Annotated in this window: 14 protein-coding genes; 1 reads left to right on the top strand and 13 read right to left on the bottom strand. The window is 62.6% G+C overall.

Annotated elements, in window-relative coordinates:
- Positions 1 to 38 precede the first annotated feature (38 nt).
- From AC1D0I_RS12860 to AC1D0I_RS12920, 13 genes are all read right to left on the bottom strand, one after another.
- Positions 39 to 989 (bottom strand): ABC transporter substrate-binding protein, encoded by a 951-nt coding sequence (locus tag AC1D0I_RS12860; RefSeq protein ID WP_477395464.1) that lies wholly within the window; start codon positions 987 to 989, stop codon positions 39 to 41.
- 159 nt (positions 990 to 1,148) lie between these two features.
- Complete coding sequence (locus AC1D0I_RS12865) at positions 1,149 to 1,493, bottom strand: peptidase inhibitor family I36 protein (RefSeq protein WP_095087330.1); 345 nt, start codon at positions 1,491 to 1,493, stop codon at positions 1,149 to 1,151.
- Between the two features lie 89 nt (positions 1,494 to 1,582).
- The gene (locus tag AC1D0I_RS12870; protein ID WP_477307115.1) at positions 1,583 to 2,431 is read right to left on the bottom strand and encodes a DUF1194 domain-containing protein; all 849 of its coding nucleotides are present in this window, start codon (positions 2,429 to 2,431) and stop codon (positions 1,583 to 1,585) included.
- A gap of 94 nt (positions 2,432 to 2,525) precedes the next feature.
- Positions 2,526 to 5,087 carry a GcvT family protein gene (locus AC1D0I_RS12875; RefSeq protein WP_477395466.1) on the bottom strand — a complete coding sequence of 854 codons (2,562 nt, stop codon included), beginning with the start codon at positions 5,085 to 5,087 and terminating at the stop codon, positions 2,526 to 2,528.
- Between the two features lie 162 nt (positions 5,088 to 5,249).
- Positions 5,250 to 6,008: an FkbM family methyltransferase gene (locus AC1D0I_RS12880; RefSeq protein WP_477395468.1), complete on the bottom strand. Its 759-nt coding sequence runs from the start codon at positions 6,006 to 6,008 to the stop codon at positions 5,250 to 5,252.
- Positions 6,005 to 7,237, bottom strand: coding sequence for a hypothetical protein (locus AC1D0I_RS12885; protein WP_477395470.1), 1,233 nt, complete (start codon positions 7,235 to 7,237; stop codon positions 6,005 to 6,007). The genes AC1D0I_RS12880 and AC1D0I_RS12885 overlap by 4 nt, the downstream gene beginning before the upstream one ends.
- 23 nt (positions 7,238 to 7,260) lie before the next feature.
- The gene (locus AC1D0I_RS12890; RefSeq protein ID WP_477395567.1) at positions 7,261 to 8,691 is read right to left on the bottom strand and encodes an aspartate aminotransferase family protein; all 1,431 of its coding nucleotides are present in this window, start codon (positions 8,689 to 8,691) and stop codon (positions 7,261 to 7,263) included.
- 105 nt (positions 8,692 to 8,796) lie between these two features.
- A complete protein-coding gene (locus tag AC1D0I_RS12895) occupies positions 8,797 to 9,804 on the bottom strand; it encodes an NAD-dependent epimerase/dehydratase family protein (protein WP_477307105.1) in 1,008 nt (335 codons plus the stop codon).
- Complete coding sequence (locus tag AC1D0I_RS12900; RefSeq protein ID WP_095087322.1) at positions 9,801 to 10,232, bottom strand: EamA family transporter; 432 nt, start codon at positions 10,230 to 10,232, stop codon at positions 9,801 to 9,803. The genes AC1D0I_RS12895 and AC1D0I_RS12900 overlap by 4 nt, the downstream gene beginning before the upstream one ends.
- Before the next feature lie 124 nt (positions 10,233 to 10,356).
- Positions 10,357 to 11,709: an FAD-binding oxidoreductase gene (locus AC1D0I_RS12905; protein WP_477395472.1), complete on the bottom strand. Its 1,353-nt coding sequence runs from the start codon at positions 11,707 to 11,709 to the stop codon at positions 10,357 to 10,359.
- Between the two features lie 3 nt (positions 11,710 to 11,712).
- Positions 11,713 to 13,146 carry a UbiA family prenyltransferase gene (locus AC1D0I_RS12910; protein WP_477395474.1) on the bottom strand — a complete coding sequence of 478 codons (1,434 nt, stop codon included), beginning with the start codon at positions 13,144 to 13,146 and terminating at the stop codon, positions 11,713 to 11,715.
- 227 nt (positions 13,147 to 13,373) lie between these two features.
- Positions 13,374 to 13,637, bottom strand: a complete 264-nt coding sequence (locus AC1D0I_RS12915) for a hypothetical protein (protein ID WP_167392187.1) — start codon at positions 13,635 to 13,637, stop codon at positions 13,374 to 13,376.
- Between the two features lie 174 nt (positions 13,638 to 13,811).
- A complete protein-coding gene (locus AC1D0I_RS12920) occupies positions 13,812 to 16,301 on the bottom strand; it encodes a mechanosensitive ion channel family protein (RefSeq protein WP_477228724.1) in 2,490 nt (829 codons plus the stop codon).
- Positions 16,302 to 16,508: 207 nt separating this feature from the next.
- Between AC1D0I_RS12920 and AC1D0I_RS12925 the strand changes: the two genes are divergently transcribed.
- Positions 16,509 to 17,768, top strand: coding sequence for a sarcosine oxidase subunit beta (locus AC1D0I_RS12925; protein WP_477228725.1), 1,260 nt, complete (start codon positions 16,509 to 16,511; stop codon positions 17,766 to 17,768).
- The last annotated feature ends 6 nt before the right edge of the window (positions 17,769 to 17,774 follow it).

Consider the following 17,774-nt stretch of genomic DNA (forward strand, 5'->3'; position numbering starts at 1 on the left):
CGCAAGCGCCGCCGCGAGAATGGTTAAAGGCCGGACTGTCAGTTCGACACCGCGCTGGTGTCGGCCAGCGTGGTGACGTCGGGCGCTTCCTTGATCAGCCCCATCTGCAGCAAAAGATCGCCGGCGGTCTTGGAAAAGTCCTGGAATTCCTTGGTGAAGAACTGCTTGTTCTCGGCCTTGTCGGCCCATTTCAGGTACTTCGCCGAATCCCCGAACTCCTTGGCCGACTGCTTCACGTCGGCGCCCATGATCTCGTAGGATTTCTGCGGATCGCTCTTGATCAGGTCGAGCGCTTCGAAATAGCTGTCGGCAAGTGCCTTGGCGGCATCGGGGTTGGCCTTCAGGAATTCGGGCGTGCAGCCGACCGTGTCGAGCACCATCGGGTAGTCGAGCGTCGTCGCTAGGATATGGCCCTGGTCGGATTTGCCTCGCACCGCCGAGATGAACGGCTCATAGGTGACCGCGGCGTCGTTCTGGCCGGCGAGGAAGGCCTGCGCCGCCGCGTCCGGCTCCAGGTTGACGACGGTCACATCCTTGGTCGACATGCCGTTCTTGTTCAGCACCCAGGCGAGCATGAAATAAGGCGACGTGCCGGGTGCCGAGGACGCGACATTCTTGCCTTTGAGATCGGCGACGGTCTTGATGTCGTTGCGGACGACGATGCCGTCGGCGCCATAGGACTTGTCGAGCTGGAAGATCTGCTTGGTGGTGACGCCGCTGGCATTCCAGACCAGCCAGGTCTCGACCGTGGTGGCGGCGCATTGCAGGTCGCCGCTGGCGATGGCGAGCGGCCGGCTCGCTTGCGGCACCTTCTTCAAGGTCACGTCGAGGCCGTGCTTCTCGAACAGGCCTGCCTGCTTGGCAAGCGTCAGCGGCGCGAAGCCGGTCCAGCCGCTGATGCCGATGGTGACAGATGTGGCAGCCATCGCCGGTGCGGACAAGCCGGCGGCAAGTGTCAATGTTGCGGTAAGAACGGCGATCCTGGTCATGTCAGTTCCCCTTTTGYTTTCTCTACAGAAATTGTGTCACAGAGGCCAATCGGCTTGTCAATGAACAGGATGGTGAGGCGCAACGCGGGCCGGCGCCGATAGCCCCACTGGATCGCCCGCCGCCGAAACGGCATGAGCCGCCAGAAATCCGGCATGCCTTCAGTAGTCGTTGCAATAACACTCCGCCGACGAGATGCGGTCGTTCCATTCGCTGCCGCCGAAATTACGGACCCTGCGCCTGATCTCGATCGAACGGCCGCCCATCCGCGAGTCCTCATAGGCAACGAGCGTGCAGCCACGGCGGACGATCACCGACGACACGCGGTCGTTCCAGAACTGACCGCCGCGAAAATTCACGGAATCGTCGGACCCCATGCCGATAGACCGCCCGCGAAAATTTGCGTGCTCGAACATGATGCAGGCGGGCTCATCATTGTATTGGGCGCTGGCGCCGTCAGCAAACAACACGGATGCGACAGCAGTCAGGATGGCAAGACGTTTCATCTGGTGTTTTCCTCGGTTCTGACCGCGGCCCCCGCCGCCCGATCGCGCGGCCTCGCCAGTTTGCCATTGCTTCCGTTGGAGAGGCAAGCCTAGCGGCTGTCGAACATCCAGCTGCGGTTGCGCCACATTTTCTCGCCGACCAGGCAATCGCTGACGGGCGCGTCCTGCGCCAATACAACAGGCGGATGCGCGGCTTCTTCCGCCGCCCATTGCGGTGAGGCTGGGCCGGCAAGTTCCAGCACCAGCTTGCGGCGTATGGCTTCGGGAAATTGCGTCCAGTCGTTGACCGGGATCATGAAGGCCCCAGGACCGCCGATGACACAGTCGCTGTAGTAGCGATCGAGATTGTTGACGTCGTAGGCGCCGGAAAAGCCGCCTCGGGTCATCAGCGGCAGTCCGTTGATGACGATGCCTTGCTTGACCAGCCCGTCGCGGGTGAGGTTGACCGGCGCGCCCTGGTTGTTGGGACCGTCACCTGAAATGTCGATGACCCGTTTGTCTCCCTGGTAGCCGCTTTCAGCAAAAAGATCGCTGCCGAACTCCAGTGCGCCGGAGATYGAGGTGCGCCGCGCGCTGCCGGGCGGTTGGGCCGACAATTGCGCAACCACACGCTCCGCGTCAGCGCGATTGGCGATCACCGTCCACGGCACGATGACGCGCTGCCAGGTGGTGCCGGCCCACTCGACATAGGTGACGGCGATCTTGCCATGAGCGCCGTCGGCGATCGCCTGCAGAACGTTGTCGTGCGTCAGCGCTGCCGCGTAGCCGTGCCGCTGGATCTCGAGTTCATCGGGCGACATCGACAGGGAAACATCGACGGCCAGCACCAGCTCGACATCGACCGGTTCATCCGCGAGGGACACCGGCGTCAGCCAGAGCATCATTGCGATCGCGGCGCCGCCCGACAAGACATGTCTCGCGCATGAAAAAGCAGACATGCCGCAAGGGTAAGCGAGAATCGGTCGTTAAAAAAGAGAAAAGCCCGGCCAGCAGCCGGGCTTCTTATTCACGCTGTTTTGCGCCCTGCAGTCGTCAGCTGCGCGGCTTGAGGTTCTCCGGGTCGTAGAGCGGCTTGTAGCCGACCGCCGCGACTTCGACCGGATAGGTCTCACCGAAATACTCGATGGCAAGCTTGCGGCCTTCCTGGGCAAACGCCCACGGCAGATAGGCGAGGCCGATGTTCTTGCCGATGGTCGGACCATAGGCCATCGACGTCGTGAACGACCGGCGCCCGAGTTCGTCGACCAGCGTTTCGCCCGTCTTCGGATCCATCACCGGCATCGTGCCGACGGGATAGCGGGCAACGCCTTTCGAATCGACATTCTCGGTCATCACCAGCGTGCACAGCGTGGCCGGCTGGTGCTCGCGCGCGCGGTACTCGACATGCCTGGCCTTGCCGCAGAAATCGTTCTCCTTGACCTTCGGACGGGCTAGATCGGCTTCGAGCAGATTGTACTCGGTCAGCAGGTCGGCATTCTGCAGGCGCAGGCTCTTTTCCATGCGGCGCGTGTTGGCATAGGTTTCGACGCCAAAGGGCATCACGCCGGTCGAGCGCAGCGCGTCCCAGACGGCGAGACCATCCTCGTAGCGCATATGCAGTTCCCAACCCTGCTCGCCGACATAGGAGATGCGGAAGGCGGTGACGTCCTTGCCGCCGATCCGGACCGGCTTGATCGCCGCGAACGGGAAGTTTTCAAGCGACAGCCCGTCCGGATTCTCGACCACCTTCTGCAAGGTCGCCCGGGCATTAGGACCCCAGATGCCGATGGTGACGTATTTCTCGGTCACGTCGGTGATGGTGACGTCGAAACCTTTGTCCTGCGCGGTGCGGCGCATATACTGGAAGTCGCGCGGGCCGGCGTCCGCCCCGTCGATCAAACGACAGCGGTCGGCCATGCGGATGACGGTGAAGTCGGCGCGCACCATGCCTTCCTCGTCGAGGAAGTGGGTGTAGATGCCCTTGCCGATGTTGTTGTCGCCGCCGATCTTGGCTGCGCACAACCATTCCAGCAACGCGACATGGTCTGGCCCTTCGATGTCATACATCGAGAAGTGCGACAGGTTGACGATGCCGCAATCCTCGCTCATTGCGAGATGTTCGGCGTTGGAAACGCGCCAGAAATGGCGGTTGTCCCACTCGTTCTCGCGCACCGGCACGCGGTTGCCGTATTTTTCCAAAAGATGCTCGTTGGCGGCATAGCCATGGGCACGCTCCCAGCCGCCGAGTTCCATGAAATAGCCGCCGAGTTCCTTTTCGCGCTCCCAGAACGGCGAGCGCCTGATGTTGCGAGCCTTGGAGAAGGGTTCGCGCGGATGCACCGCCGGATTATAGACCTTCATCGCCGTCTCGGTACAGCGGTCCCAGATGAACTGCTCCTTCGTCTGGTGCGGATAGAAACGCGCATAGTCGATGGCGTGATGGTCGATCGCCGTGCGGCCGTCGGTCATCCAGTCGGCGATCAGCTTGCCCATGCCGGGCCCGTCCTTGACCCAGATGGCGACGGCATACCACAGCCCCCTCACCTTCTGGCTTTCGCCCATGGAGGGGCCGCCATCCGCTGTCACCTGCAAGAGACCATTGAAGGAATGGCTCTCATTGTAGCCGAGTTCACCCAGGATCGGCGTCAGTTCCATGGCGCGTTCGAGCGGCCCCAGGATCTGCTCCATGTCGAGATCGCGCTGCGAAGGCGAAAGCCGGGCCTGGTCCTTCTCCAAGAGGTCGCGCGGATGGCAAAGGCGCGGATTGGTCTCTTCGTAATAGCCCCATTCGATCTGCCCGCCCTCGGCGGTCTTGGGATCGCCGGTGTCACGCATATAGGCCGAATTGCCCTGGTCACGCAGCAGCGGCCAGCCGATCTCCTTGCCGGTGCCGGCGAACTCGTTGTACGGGCCGAAGAAGGTGAGCGGATGGTCGATCGGCATGACCGGCAGATCCTCGCCGACCATCTCCGCGATCAGCCGGCCCCAGATGCCGGCGCAGACCACGACATAATCGGCTTCGATGGTGCCGCGATCGGTCACCACGCCGGTGATGCGGCCGTCCTTGACGATGAGCGACTTTGCCGGCGTGTTGGCGAAGGATTTGAGCTTGCCGGAGGCTTCCGCCTGGTCGACAAGCTTGCCGGCGACGGTCTGCGAACGCGGGATGACAAGACCGGCATCGGGATCCCACAGGCCGCCCTGCACCATGCCTTCTTCGATCAGCGGAAATTTTTCCTTGATCTCGGCCGGTTCGATCAGGCGCGCGCGCGTGCCAAAGGCCTTGGCCGAGGCGATCTTGCGCTTGATCTCGTCCATGCGGCTGTCGTCGCCAACGCGAGCCACTTCGAGGCCGCCGATGCGCGCGTAGTGGCCCATCTTCTCGTAGAAATCGATGGAGTACAGCGTCGTCCAGCACGACAGGAAATCATGGCTGGTGGTGTAGCAGAAATCGGAGGCATGCGCCGTCGAACCGATGTCGGTCGGGATGCCGGACTTGTCGATGCCGACAATATCGTCCCAGCCGCGTTCGATCAGGTGATGGGCGATCGATGCGCCGACAATGCCGCCCAGGCCAACGATGACGACCTTCGCCTTTTTCGGAAACTCTGCCATTTGCCCGCGACTCCAAGGTGATAAAGCGGGCGGACTATAGGGCGGAGCGGTGGCGCTGATGAAGCCTGTTTGCGACATTGGCAAAAAGCCGAGCGACCAGACGACAGAATGGCTTACATGGGACGCATCGGCCGGTTCTTTTTCGGCCGAAGAGAGGCCAGTTCAGGCGAAGGCCCACACATCCTCGGCCTGGAAGCCGACCTGATAGCCTGACGTCTTCAGCTTGACCACGACCTGGCCGATCTCGGCGGCCGGCAGCGCGCCGACCTCAACCTTGATCATGCCTGGGCGATAGCGCTTGAGGTCGAGTTGTTCGAAGACGACCCAGTCGGCGCCCTCGCAATCGACGAGAAATGCATCGATATAGCTGATACCGTTGCGGTCGAGCAGGGTCTGCAGCGTTTCCGACGGCACCTCGATATCTCTCAGATGCGGCGCGAACTTGTTGAAATTTGCGTCGGCCTCGCCCCAGGCGTTCTTGCCCGACATCAGATTGGTGTCAGTCACCGACGAGCAGCCGATGAACTCGATCGGCAACGTGCCGGCCTCGAGGGCCGCGGCATCGAAGGTGTGGACGGTGATCGTGCCCTTCGTCTTGGTGACAGCCACCGGCTCGATGATGAACCGGCTCGTGTCGGGATAGTTGGCGCGCAGCCGCTTCTGATTGTACGGGATCGGCTCGACCAGCATGGCGCGTGCACCAGCTATGCGGTGCAGCCACGGCGTGACGTCATCGAACAACGCGCCGTCGCAGGCGCCGACATTGACCATCTGGAACGGGCGCCCTGATCCGCCGAAGCGCGCTTTCAGCGCCGCCTTGGCCAGGAATTTCGTGCCGCGCAGCGACGGTCCGCGATCGAGAAGTCCACTGGGAAGACCAAGCGACAGGGCAACACGCGCCAGGTTGGATACTGAACTCATGACTTGTCTCCGGGAAGGACGTGCAGGGCGGCGCGATGCTGGCCACGGGCCGCTGTTGCCCACAGCGCCATCAGCGGCGTCGCCAGCAGCAGGAACGGCGGGATCAGATTGGGGAGATAGATGCGAGTGTCGTGGATCGGGAACACGGCAAACTTCGCCAGCACGCCGAGCACCAGCGCCGCGAACAGGATGCCGGCGCGACGCTCGAGGCGGAAGCCGGCGCGGCTTGCCGCGTACCAGCCGGCCAAAGCCAGCACCGAGACGCCGACCCAGCTGTTGAGGCTGACGGCACGCAGCAGCGACGTGGCGAACGCCCGCAGATAAGCAGCGATCGAAAATGGCGGCTCGAACCCGTCCATATTGTAGTGCTGCTCGATGCTGGAGAACCACAGATGTGGCCACCAGCCGGGGTGATGGGCCCAGTGCGAAATGGCGAAATAGGCGACGAAGGACGCGGCGAAGCCGACCAGCGCGCCCCATGCCTTCTGCCGGAAGGCGACCAGCAACACAGCGAAAATAGCAAGGAAAACAATGTTGTCCGGCCGCGCCATGAAGGCAAGGAAGAGCAGGATCGCCGTTGTCGCCTCGCGGCCGCGGACATAGGCGTAAAGCCCGCCGAGGAACAGCGCCGAGCACAACAGGTCAGGCGTCGAGGCACGCGCCGCATCGCCGAAGTCGGCCATGATCAAGATCGCGCCGACCACAGGCGCCAGCGCCAGTGCATGCTCCGAGCGCAGCCAGAGCAGCGCGATCGCGCCGAACAACAGCACGGACAACACCGAGACCAGCCGCATCGCCTCCACCGGCGACATCGCCGAACTCATGGTCGACAGGATCTCGGCATAGAGGAACTTGATCCGATACATGCCGAGCAGCGAATGGAAGTCGGCGGCATTCTCCGCCATATGGCTGCGGAAGCCGCCGCCATCGTCGGTCAGCGTCTTGTAGTCGCCCGCCGACACGCCGGCCTTGACGGTGCTGTAGGCATAGTCGTGCAGCGCCTGCGCATCAGGATAGGTGCCTTCCTCGGCGATGGCGAGATAGGGCAGCATGTCCCAGTTGGCGTCCGGCATCACCCATGCCGTGAACGCCGTCAGCAGGATGTAGAGCGCGAAAGTCGCCGCGCCGATGGGTGCCGCCAAACGCGCATAGGTCCCCTCGCCCCACGCCAGGCCGGCCTCGGTGAGCCGGTCGAGTGGGTTTTTCGCAAGGGGAGACTTGGTCAGCATGATTTTGCTCAGCGACCTTCGCTTTAACGGACTTGGCTTTTGACGAAATCCTTGACGATCGACACGATGCCGCGCGACAGCAGGCTGTCGAAGGCATCGACGAAACGGTCGACATGCTCGCGCTGGCAGATCAGCGGCGGCTCGAGCCGGATGACGTTGCGATTGTATTCGGTGAAGGCGACGAGCACGTCGTAATCACGCAGCAAGAGCGCGCCGATAAAGCCCGACAGCGAGCCTTTCAGCTTGTCGTCGAGCACGCTGACGATCGGCCGCAGCACCATCGGCAAGGTCTGCGAGAAGTCGTGGAACTCCAGGCCGACCATGAAGCCCTTGCCGCGGACGTCCTTGATGATCTTGGGATATTTGTCCTTGAGCGCCTGCAGCCGCTGCAGCAGGTAATCGCCGGTAACGGCTGCGTTGTCGATCAACCCCTCGTCATAGAGCACGTTGAGCCCCTCGATCGAGGTGATGCAGGCCTCGCCCATGCCGCCGAAGGTCGCCATCGCATGGATCATCGCCGTCTTCGGCGTGCCGTAGGCCTTCATGTAGACCTCGCGCCGGGCAATCATCGCACCGACCGCCGCCTTGCCTGCGCCAAGCGACTTGGCCAGCGCCGTCACATCAGGAACCACGCCGTAATGCTCGAAGGCATAGAAGCGGCCCGAGCGGCCATAGCCGCACTGCACTTCGTCGGCGACCCACAGCACGCCATATTGGTCGCAGAGCGCGCGCAGCTTATGCCAGTATTCGGCGGGAGCCTGGATGATGCCGCCGCCGCCCTGGATGGTTTCGAGCACGATGACGCCGACCTCCGGGTCGGAGCGGAACAGGCGCTCGACCGCTTCAATGTCGGCAAAGGGGATGCGGACCGTATTCTCCGCCATCTTGAAGTCGGCGCGATAAAGCTGGCCGTCGGTGATGCCCAACACGCCCTTGGTCTTGCCGTGAAAGGAATTCTCGGCATAGGCGATTTTCGGCCGCTTCGGGCCGGCGGCGCGCTCGGCGAGCTTGATCGCCGCTTCCATCGCCTCTGAGCCTGACGAGCCGAGGAACACCATGTCGAGATCGCCGGGTGAGCATTTGGCGATGTTGTGCGCCAGAGCCGCCGCATATTGCGACATGAAGGCGATGGCGATCTCCTGGCGCCTCTCCTCCTGGAATTTTTTCCGCGCTTCCAGAATGCGCGGATGGTTGTGGCCAAAGGCCAGCGAACCAAAGCCACCGAAGAAATCGAGGATCTTGCGGCCGTTCTGGTCGATGTAGAACATGCCCTCGGCACGCTCGATCTTGATCTTGTGGAAGCCGAGCAGCTTCATGAAATGCAGCTGGCCGGGATTGAGGTGCGCCTTGAACAGGTCGGTCATCACAGCGACGTCCATCGCCTTGGCCTGCTCGACGCTGATCAGGTCGGGCTTGGCGATCGTGGCGGGCGACAGCGCCGGCGCGCTGACCATGGTGCGCGCGCTCGTCTGTTCGGGCTTGGCCATGACGGTCATTTCAATCTCCTGTCTGCGCGCATGACCGGGGATCGTGCGCAACGAAAACTGTTTTGCGAGCCGCTATTCGGCCGGCACATGTTTGGTGGCGACAGCGTGACCGGCCTTCTTGGCGCGGTACTCGCTGTAGGCGGCGATCAGCATGTCCTCGTCGCGATATTGCGGCACCCAGCCGAGCTGGCGTTCCGCCTTGGAGACATCGAGCACGCACTCTTCGTCGGCGATCAGATATTGCTCCGGATCCATAATCGGCATGTTCATCAGGTCGAGCAGGTCGAGCGTGCGCTTCACCGCCCAGCCCGGCGTCGGGATCAGGATCGATTTAGAACCCGCATGCCTGATCAGGTCGCCGAGCAGTTTCTTGACCGGCGGCGGGTTGAGCGAGCCCAGATTATAGGCCTCATCAGGCACCCCGGCCTTCCAGGCGGCGCGCGCCGCCTCAGCGCAGTCGAACACCGAGATGAACTGATAGGGGTTTCTGCCCGAACCGATCATCGGCACCGGAAAGCTCCAGTCGATCAGCTTGAACAGCTTTTCCAGAATGCCGAGCCGGCCGGGGCCGATGATCAGGCGCGGGCGGAACAGCGAGATCGACATGCCACGCTTGCGCCATTCGGCGGCCAGTTCCTCGGTCTTCTGTTTCGACCAGCCATATTCGCCAAGCGGCGCGACCGGATGCTCCTCCGTCATCGGCTGGGTGACCGTGTGGCCGTAAATCATGTCGGTCGTGTAGTGGACGAGCTTGGGTGCGCCGGCCTTGTCCATCGCCTGCATGATGTGCTCGGTGCCATGGAAATTGACCGGGAAGAAGAAATCATGCCGTTTGGCGCGAACCTGGATCGGCGACAGCATCTTGGCCGACAAATTGTAGACCATGTCGTCGGCCTTCAGCCCAACCGCGGCGACCGAGGCCGGATCGGTGACATCGCACTTGATAAAGCGGACATTGCGGTAGTGCGGCAGGTCGCTCCTGACGATGTCGGCGACGACAACCTCTTCACCATCGGCGACAAGCTTCGGGGCTAGATGGCGACCGACGAAACCGTCGCCACCGAAAATCACATGTCTCATTGGATAGTCTCGCTGTGAATCTTGTCGGAAGAAAGCGAAGCCGTTTGCGCCTCATGCCCGCGCCCGCTTTGCGCGATCAGCACCGTGCCGACGCAGATGCAGGCGATGCCGGCGATGCGCCAGCCATTGAGGTCCTCGCGGAAGACGAAATACGCGAAGATGGCGACGGCGACATAGGCGAGGCTGAGGAACGGATAGGCGAAGGAAAGCTCGACCTTGGACAGCACATAGAGGTGCGAGGCCATCGAGATGACGAAGGTGCACAGGCCCAGGAACACCCAGGGGCTGAAGACGATCTGCAACAGCTTGACCAGGGGATTGACGCCCTCGAACGAGATCGGCCCGAGCGACATCATGCCTTGCTTCAGCATCAGCTGCGCAGCGGCATTGGTCATGACCGTGAAGAGAATGAAGACGATGTATTTCATGTGTTCCCAACCACCCCTTCACGCTTCCTATTACAAACCCGCAAACATTTCGTGAAGCCACAAGAATGTTTTGAGTGAATCGTCAATTTAACGATATGATAACCAAGAATTACTCGAGTTTTATCTATTCCGCCGCCTCGACCGTGCCGCGTCGCGCATCGAGTTTCCTTGCCGTCCGAGCCCAGAATGACGACATGAAGGCGGGATCGCGCAACGCCTCCAGCCGCTGCCATTCGGGAAAGGACGAAGCGAAGATGTCGGCGCCCATGCTGGCATCCTTATAGGGGTTGACCGCGCCGCCGGCCTCGACGGTGATGCGATCGAGTTCCCGCAGCAGCGCGAGCGTTGCAGCCCCTCTGTTGGGGAAATCCAGCGTCAGCGTATAGCCGGGACGCGGGAACGACAGCAGCCCCGGCGAGCGGATCGAGCCGAACCGTTTGAGCACTGTGAGGAACGACCCGTGCCCGGCCCGCCTTGCAGCCGCCAGCAGCGCCGGCACCGCCTCGTGCGCCGTCTCTTCAGGCACCACGCTCTGGTGCTGGAAAAGCCCTTTCGGTCCGTAAAGCCGATTCCAGTCTCGCACGCCGTCAAGCGGAAAGAAGAAGCCCTGGTATCCGACCTGGCGCGGCGCCGCGGACCGGCCCTTCTTCCACCTGTATGCGCCATTGAAGGCGGTCAGGAACGGCCGGTTAAGGACATTGAACGGCGGCTGGACCGGCACCGATAGCATGCCACCGGCGCGCGCGGCCGAATGCGAGCCCTGCTCGGCGTGATTGCCCGTGAACAGCAGGCCGCGACCTCCGTTGCGGCCGCCGGCCAACTGGTCGATCCAGGCGACCGCATATTCATTGGCCTGGTCGGCCGCCTCGGCCAGACCGAAAAATTCGCCGAGATCGCGAAACGGCGTCGCCGTCTCGACGATGTCGAGCGAAGGCACCCGCATCAGCCGGATCGAGGCCGACAGGATGAGGCCGGTCAGCCCCATTCCGCCGATCGTCGCCCGAAACAGCCGCGCATTGTCGGTCGCCGAACAGCGACGGGTCTTTCCGTCGGACCTGAGCAGCGTCAAGGCCTCGACATGGCAGCCGAAGGTGCCGCGCCGATGATGGTTCTTGCCATGCACATCATTGGCGATGGCGCCGCCGAGCGTGACGAATTGGGTGCCCGGAACAACCGCCGGGAAGAAGCCGTAAGGGGCAGCGTGTGCGATGATGTCGGACAACAGCACCCCGGCATCGGCTACAAGAAGGCCTGTCTCGGCATTGAAGGCGCGGATGGTATTCAAGGACCGCATGTCGACGACCGTGCCGGCCTCGTTCTGGCAAGAATCGCCGTAGGAACGGCCGTTGCCATAGGCGAGCAGCGACGCCGGCTTGGCCTGGCCGCCCTTCAGCAGCGCAATGCCATGGTCGGCACCGATCGCGCGTGGTGCCGGCGGCGTGGCAAGACCAAAGCTCGGGAAGCGTTCGGCGGCCATCCCCTACCAGCCTCCGATGACCAGCATCACCGCGCCGATCAGCACCACGATCTGGCTGCGCCAGTCGCGGATGATGAAGACGACCGGGTCGTCATGCATCTCGTCGCGGCGCGCCAGAATCCAGACGCGCATGGTGAGATAAAGCACGATCGGCGCCAGCGGCCAGATCAGCCACGGATGCGGATAAAGCTCGCGCACCGCGACGCTGTCCATGTAGAGCGCCAGCACCAGCGCCGAGGAGAAGGCCGAAGCCATTCCGGCCTGGGCGACGATCTCCTGGTCTTCGGTGCGATAGCCACGGCCGGCAATGCGCTCGCCGGGCGGAATGGCGGTGGTGCGCAGTTCGACGAAGCGCTTCACCAGCGCCAGCGACAGGAAGAAGAAGATCGAGAAAGCGAGCAGCCAGAACGAGACGTCGACACCGGTCGCGGCCGCACCCGCCAGGACGCGGATCGTGTAGAGGCCTGCAAGCGTCAGCACGTCGACAAGCAGCATCCGCTTGAACGACAGCGAATAGGCCGTCGTGACCACCATGTAGCCGCCAAGCACGGCCAGGAATTCGGGCGACAAAAGCAACCCGGTGGCGATGCCGATCGCCAGCAGCACCGCGATCGCGCAAAGGCCGAACGGGATCGACAGCGCGCCGCTGGCGAACGGCCGGTTGCGCTTGGTGGCGTGCTTGCGGTCGAGCGCAAGGTCGAAGAAATCGTTGAGGATGTAGATGGCCGACGCCACCGCGCTGAACGAGACGAACGCCAGCAGGCATTGCCAGATCATGGCGGTGTTGAAGTATTCATGCGACAGCACCATCGGCACGGCGATCAGCGAGTTCTTGAGCCACTGATGCACGCGCAACATCTTGACGACGGTCCGCAATGTCGGCTTCGGCGTCGGCATCGTCTCGGCGCCGTGTGCTGCCTGCCAGCGCGCGGCATGACGGTCGGGCGCCACCACGATCGCCGTGCGCGCCGCGTCGAAGACCTGGAGGTCGTGGCGGCTGTTGCCGGCGTAATCGAAGCCGCCGTCGCCATAGGCCGCGATCAGTGAGGCGCGCTTCTTGCCGGAGGTGAGATTGTCGAAGCCGTCGGTGGCCATCACCCGGTCGAAAATGCCGAGATGGGCAGCGATGGCATCGGCGAACTTGCGCGGCGTGCCGGTCGCCAGCACGATCTTGCGGCCTTCGGCGTGCTCGGTCCGGAGGCGGCAGAGCAACGCCTCGCGATAGGGCAGCGATGCCGGGTCGATGTCGATGCGCTGGGCAATCGCCTGCTTCAACCGGGCCGGCCCGCGGGCGGCCCAGAAAGGCACGAGGAATATATAGAGCGGGTTCTTCTTGAGAAGGATGAACAGTCCTTCCCACAACAGGTCGGTAGCAATCAGCGTGCCGTCGAGATCGACCGCAAACGGTATTGCGTTCCTGTCCGACCTCGCATCCATAGCCCGTCCTGCCCTGCCAGCGTATGATCCGGAAAACCGGAACCTCGTTGCGCGCCGCGTTTCGGCGTCTTGAAGCTGGTATAGCCGGGAACGGCATAGCGAACGTTAAAACGCCCGGATGCAGGCGGTTGTTGCGGCCGTATTTCCGGCGTCATTGTTAAGCAAACGCTACCGGAAACAATAAAAGGCCGGGCAAATGCCCGGCCTTTCCTGTCATGCCGTCGGGATTACTTGATGCGGGCAACGCCGCCCGAGATCTCGACCGTTTCCGAGCCGGTCAGGGCTTCGAGATCGCCATTGGGCAAGGTGACGAAGCAACCGTTCGGGCAGAATTCAACGGTTTCGCCAGCGGCCAGCGCAAGGTCTGATTTGCTGCCGCCCTCCGTCACGATCAGCGTGCGGGTCTCGGCGTCCTTGTTGACCGCGCTGGCGGCATGGGTCGAGCCGATGGCGGCGGCCAAAGCGACGGCAGCGACGAGAGACTTCCACATGTTGCAATATCGGTGTTCCCACCGCCTCTGTTGCATTTCGCAAGGCATTTTCGCCTTTGCATGGGAGCTTATATGAGATGGAAGCTGAACCGCAACTGAATGCCGCATTCATGCCGCAATTGGCTTTGCTCGGTTGCGAGCGCACCCGTTCAAAGGCCAGTTGACTCATTACCCCTAGTCCGGATCGGGCTTGCGCGCCTTGCGTCCCGTCTTGGCGAGCTTTTTTGCTTCGGCCGCGGCTTCCACCTTGGCCTGCTCCTGTTCGACGAAGTCGGCCTCGATCTTGTCGTCGTCGGTCGGCCAGGCCTCTGGCTTGCGGACCTCGACGACGGCGCGTGGCGTCGAGGGAATCTCGATATGCTCGCCGCTGAATTTCTCGAGCACGGCAAAACGGATGTCGTTCTGCGCGATATTGCCGTTCATCACATCGGCCAGGAACACGCGGATCTCGAATTCCAGTGCTGCCGCGCCGAAATTGGAAAACAGCACGAAAGGTTCCGGATTCTTCAGCACCATCGGGTGGCCGCGTGCGATCTCCGTCAGGATGGCGTGAACCTTTTTGACGTCGCTGCCATAGGCGACGCCGACCTTGATGTCGACCCGGCCAAGCTTGTTGCGATGCGTCCAGTTGCCGACGGCGTTGTTGATCAGGTTCGAATTGGGCAGGATCACCGACTGCCGCTGGAACGTCTCGATCTCGGTGGCGCGCACGCTGATCTTCTTGACGGTGCCGCTGACATCGCCGGCGACGATCCAGTCGCCGACCTTGAATGGCCGCTCGGCCAAAAGAATCAGGCCGGAGACGAAATTGGACACCACATTCTGCAGGCCAAAGCCGATGCCGAGAGAGAGGGCACCGGCGACCAGCGCTAGATTGGACAGGTCGATGCCCGCAGCCGAGATGCCGACCAGTGCCGCCAGCGCAACACCGGAGTAGCCGACCGCCAGCCGGATCGAGTTGCGCACTCCGGTATCGACCTTGCCGCGCGCCATCACCGAACCGTCGAGCCAGCCCTGGAACCAGCGCGTCAGGAAATAGCCGATGATGAAGACGACGATGCCGGAAAGGATGCCGGTGACCGAAATCGTCACCGAACCGACGGTGATCCCGGTTGCCAGCCTGTAGGCCCAGGCCTCGATGTCGCCGGGCTGGAAACCCCACATCAACAGGATCAGCGGCAGGAAGACCAGCACGATCATCAAGTTGATGGCGACGCTGACGGCGAGGCCGAGTTGATCGAGGGCGGCGTCATCGTAACTCGAATTGGCCGACAGCCAGCGCCCAACGGACGTGTCGGCGAAAGCGCCCTCCTCGCCGATCGCCCGCGCCGACAGGAAGCCGATATAGGAAGTGATGAGGATGGTGCCGGTGACCAACACTTGCACCGAGACAAAGATGGCAAGGCCAATATAGCCGAGCAAGGCCGCAGCGATGGTGAACAAACCGAGTGCGAGCGCCATGTAGCGCAGCCATGCCGGCCACGGCCGCCAGCTTCCGTCACGCGCCCTGAACGGCCGCAGCATCGCCATCAGGATCAGGATCACGCCAAAGATGATCGTGGCGCCGAAACTGCGGGCAATGGTCAGCGACAGCGGCGAGCCCATCTTGTCGTTGACGATCGACAGGAAATAGTTGACGCCGATGACCACTGCCATGGCGGTCGTCAGCCGCACCAACCAGCGCGCCGGGCCGGTTTCGACGGGAATGAGCCGCCAGTTCGGCAGCCGCGGCTCGAGCGCCGCATTGGTCAGCCGGTTGACGCCGAACACCACAGCGATGACAGCCGCCAGCGCGTTCAGGAAGACCCCGATGTCGCCACGCAACACATTGTAATAGTTGAATAAGAACACCGTGGAGGCCAGGAATACGCTGACCGCCAGTGACGGCAGCAAAGTCGACCAGAACGCCACCGATAGACGGCTGAGATAGGACGGTTGCTCGACCGTCGGGTCGGCTTCGAAGACCCGCCCGAACAGCCGCCTGCCCCCGACCAGCAGCACCAGCGCCAGTCCGAGCGCCACGAAGGTCGCTGCCAGGATGGCCTTAAACTTGAACTTGAAAGCGAAGATCAGCCAGGACGACACCGCCTTGTACAGGTTGGCGTATTCGTCATGGGCGTCGGAGAAGACCTCAGGGCTCAGGGCATCGGACAGCACGTAGCGCTTGGTCAAAAGGTTGCGGAACAGCGCGCTGCGCATGTTGCCGATGTTGTCGACCAGCCCGCTGATGCGGATCGACAGGTTCTGCGCGCTGGCGACAACTGCGTTGATCTCGGCCTTTTCCGACGCCAACGCCTGGCGTTCGCCTGTAACTATGTCGGGCTCCTGTGGCTGCCCCGCCGCGGGTGGCGGGCCCAGCACCTCGATCCGATTGTTGATGTCGGTGAGGCGCGAACGAAACGCCAGCGCACTGGTAAGTGCCGCCCGCGACAGGTCCTCCAGTTGCAGACGGATATCGACGAGTGCGGCATCGTCCTCACCGTCCTGCTGTATTTTCTTCTCGAGGTCGTCAGTCTTGGCCGTCAGGCCCTGGATGACTTTCTGCTGATCGGTGATCAATCCGGCAGCGCCCTGACCGAGCGCTTGCGCCATCGCGTCAAACGAAGGCGGCGCCGAGACGACAAGCGCGAGGATCAAAATGAGGCGAAGCAACCGGAAAAGCATGATTTGTTGGCGACTCACGAGCGGCAAAGGCATCTAAAAAGCCTGTCATTGATAAAGACGGCCATATCATGGGGCAAGCCGTCGCATCCGATCGCTCCACTGATCCGATCGCGGGCGTCGGCCAGTCGAAAGGCGATGGCGCAATATTGGCTTTGCGGATGCGGCCTGCTCTATAGTCTGCCGCATCGCCCGAACCGGATGACAATGATGGCAGAGTACTCGGCCTTTTCGCTGCTCGCGAACGCGCTCAAGGGAAACAAGGACTGGAAACCGGCCTGGCGCAAGCCGGATCCGAAGGCGTCCTATGATGTCATCATCATCGGTGGCGGCGGTCACGGGCTGGCAACCGCCTACTATCTCGCCAAGGAGCACGGTATCACCAATGTCGCGGTGCTGGAAAAGGGTTGGCTCGGCTCCGGCAATGTCGGCCGCAACACGACGGCCGTGCGCTCGAACTATCTGCTGCCCGCCAACACCCGCTTCTACGAGCATTCGATGAAGATGTGGGAGAACCTGTCGCACGAGTTGAATTACAACGTCATGTTCTCCCAGCGCGGCTGCCTGAACCTGGCGCACACGCCGGCCCAGTTCGACGATTATGCACGGCGCGGCAACGCCATGCGTCATCTCGGCGTCGATGCTGAATTGATGACGCCGGCGCAGATCAAACGCCTGATCCCGGCGCTCGATATCTCCGACAGCGCACGATTCCCGGTGGTCGGCGGCCTGATGCAGCGGCGCGCCGGCACCGCCCGCCACGATGCGGTCGCCTGGGGCTATGCGCGCGGCGCCGACCGGCGCGGCGTCGACATCATCGAGAATTGCGAGGTCACCGGCTTCCTGCGCGACGGCGACCGCGTCACCGGCGTCACGACGTCGCGCGGCGACATCCGCGCCAAAAAAGTGGCCGTGACGGTCGCCGGCAGCACCGGGCGCGTCATGCAGTTGGCCGGCGTCGAGACGATGCCGATCGAGAGCCATGTGCTGCAGGCCTTCGTCACCGAATCGCTAAAGCCTTTCATCGACACCGTCGTCACCTTCGGCATGGGGCATTTCTACATGTCGCAGTCGGACAAGGGCGGCCTCATCTATGGCGGCGACATCGACGGCTACAACAGCTACGCCCAGCGCGGCAACCTGCCCATCGTCGACGAAGTGATGAGCGAGATGCTGGCGCTGTTTCCGGGCCTTGCCCGCGTGCGCATGCTGCGCTCCTGGGGCGGCGTCTGCGACATGTCGATGGACGGCTCGCCGATCATCACCACCGGCCCCCTGCCCGGCATGTATCTCAACTGCGGCTGGTGCTATGGCGGCTTCAAGGCGACGCCGGCCTCGGGTTGGTGCTTTGCCTGGACCATCGCCAAGGATCAGCCGCACGAGTTCAACGCCCCCTTCACGCTCGACCGCTTCCACCGCGGCCTGGTGATCGACGACAAGGGCCAGGGTGCAAACCCGCGGCTGCATTAGGTAAAG

The sequence above is a fragment of the Mesorhizobium sp. P2_D1 genome (genome assembly GCF_056404455.1).

What these genes read in the sequence shown, in the direction of transcription:
- AC1D0I_RS12875 (WP_477395466.1), bottom strand. Translation starts at nt 5,087, where the DNA reads ATGGCAGAGTTTCCGAAAAAGGCGAAGGTCGTCATCGTTGGCCTGGGC.
- AC1D0I_RS12905 (WP_477395472.1), bottom strand. Translation starts at nt 11,709, where the DNA reads ATGGCCGCCGAACGCTTCCCGAGCTTTGGTCTTGCCACGCCGCCGGCA.
- AC1D0I_RS12860 (WP_477395464.1), bottom strand. Translation starts at nt 989, where the DNA reads ATGACCAGGATCGCCGTTCTTACCGCAACATTGACACTTGCCGCCGGC.
- AC1D0I_RS12890 (WP_477395567.1), bottom strand. Translation starts at nt 8,691, where the DNA reads ATGGTCAGCGCGCCGGCGCTGTCGCCCGCCACGATCGCCAAGCCCGAC.
- AC1D0I_RS12900 (WP_095087322.1), bottom strand. Translation starts at nt 10,232, where the DNA reads ATGAAATACATCGTCTTCATTCTCTTCACGGTCATGACCAATGCCGCT.
- AC1D0I_RS12925 (WP_477228725.1), top strand. Translation starts at nt 16,509, where the DNA reads ATGGCAGAGTACTCGGCCTTTTCGCTGCTCGCGAACGCGCTCAAGGGA.
- AC1D0I_RS12895 (WP_477307105.1), bottom strand. Translation starts at nt 9,804, where the DNA reads ATGAGACATGTGATTTTCGGTGGCGACGGTTTCGTCGGTCGCCATCTA.
- AC1D0I_RS12880 (WP_477395468.1), bottom strand. Translation starts at nt 6,008, where the DNA reads ATGAGTTCAGTATCCAACCTGGCGCGTGTTGCCCTGTCGCTTGGTCTT.
- AC1D0I_RS12885 (WP_477395470.1), bottom strand. Translation starts at nt 7,237, where the DNA reads ATGCTGACCAAGTCTCCCCTTGCGAAAAACCCACTCGACCGGCTCACC.
- AC1D0I_RS12920 (WP_477228724.1), bottom strand. Translation starts at nt 16,301, where the DNA reads ATGCTTTTCCGGTTGCTTCGCCTCATTTTGATCCTCGCGCTTGTCGTC.
- AC1D0I_RS12915 (WP_167392187.1), bottom strand. Translation starts at nt 13,637, where the DNA reads ATGTGGAAGTCTCTCGTCGCTGCCGTCGCTTTGGCCGCCGCCATCGGC.
- AC1D0I_RS12865 (WP_095087330.1), bottom strand. Translation starts at nt 1,493, where the DNA reads ATGAAACGTCTTGCCATCCTGACTGCTGTCGCATCCGTGTTGTTTGCT.
- AC1D0I_RS12910 (WP_477395474.1), bottom strand. Translation starts at nt 13,146, where the DNA reads ATGGATGCGAGGTCGGACAGGAACGCAATACCGTTTGCGGTCGATCTC.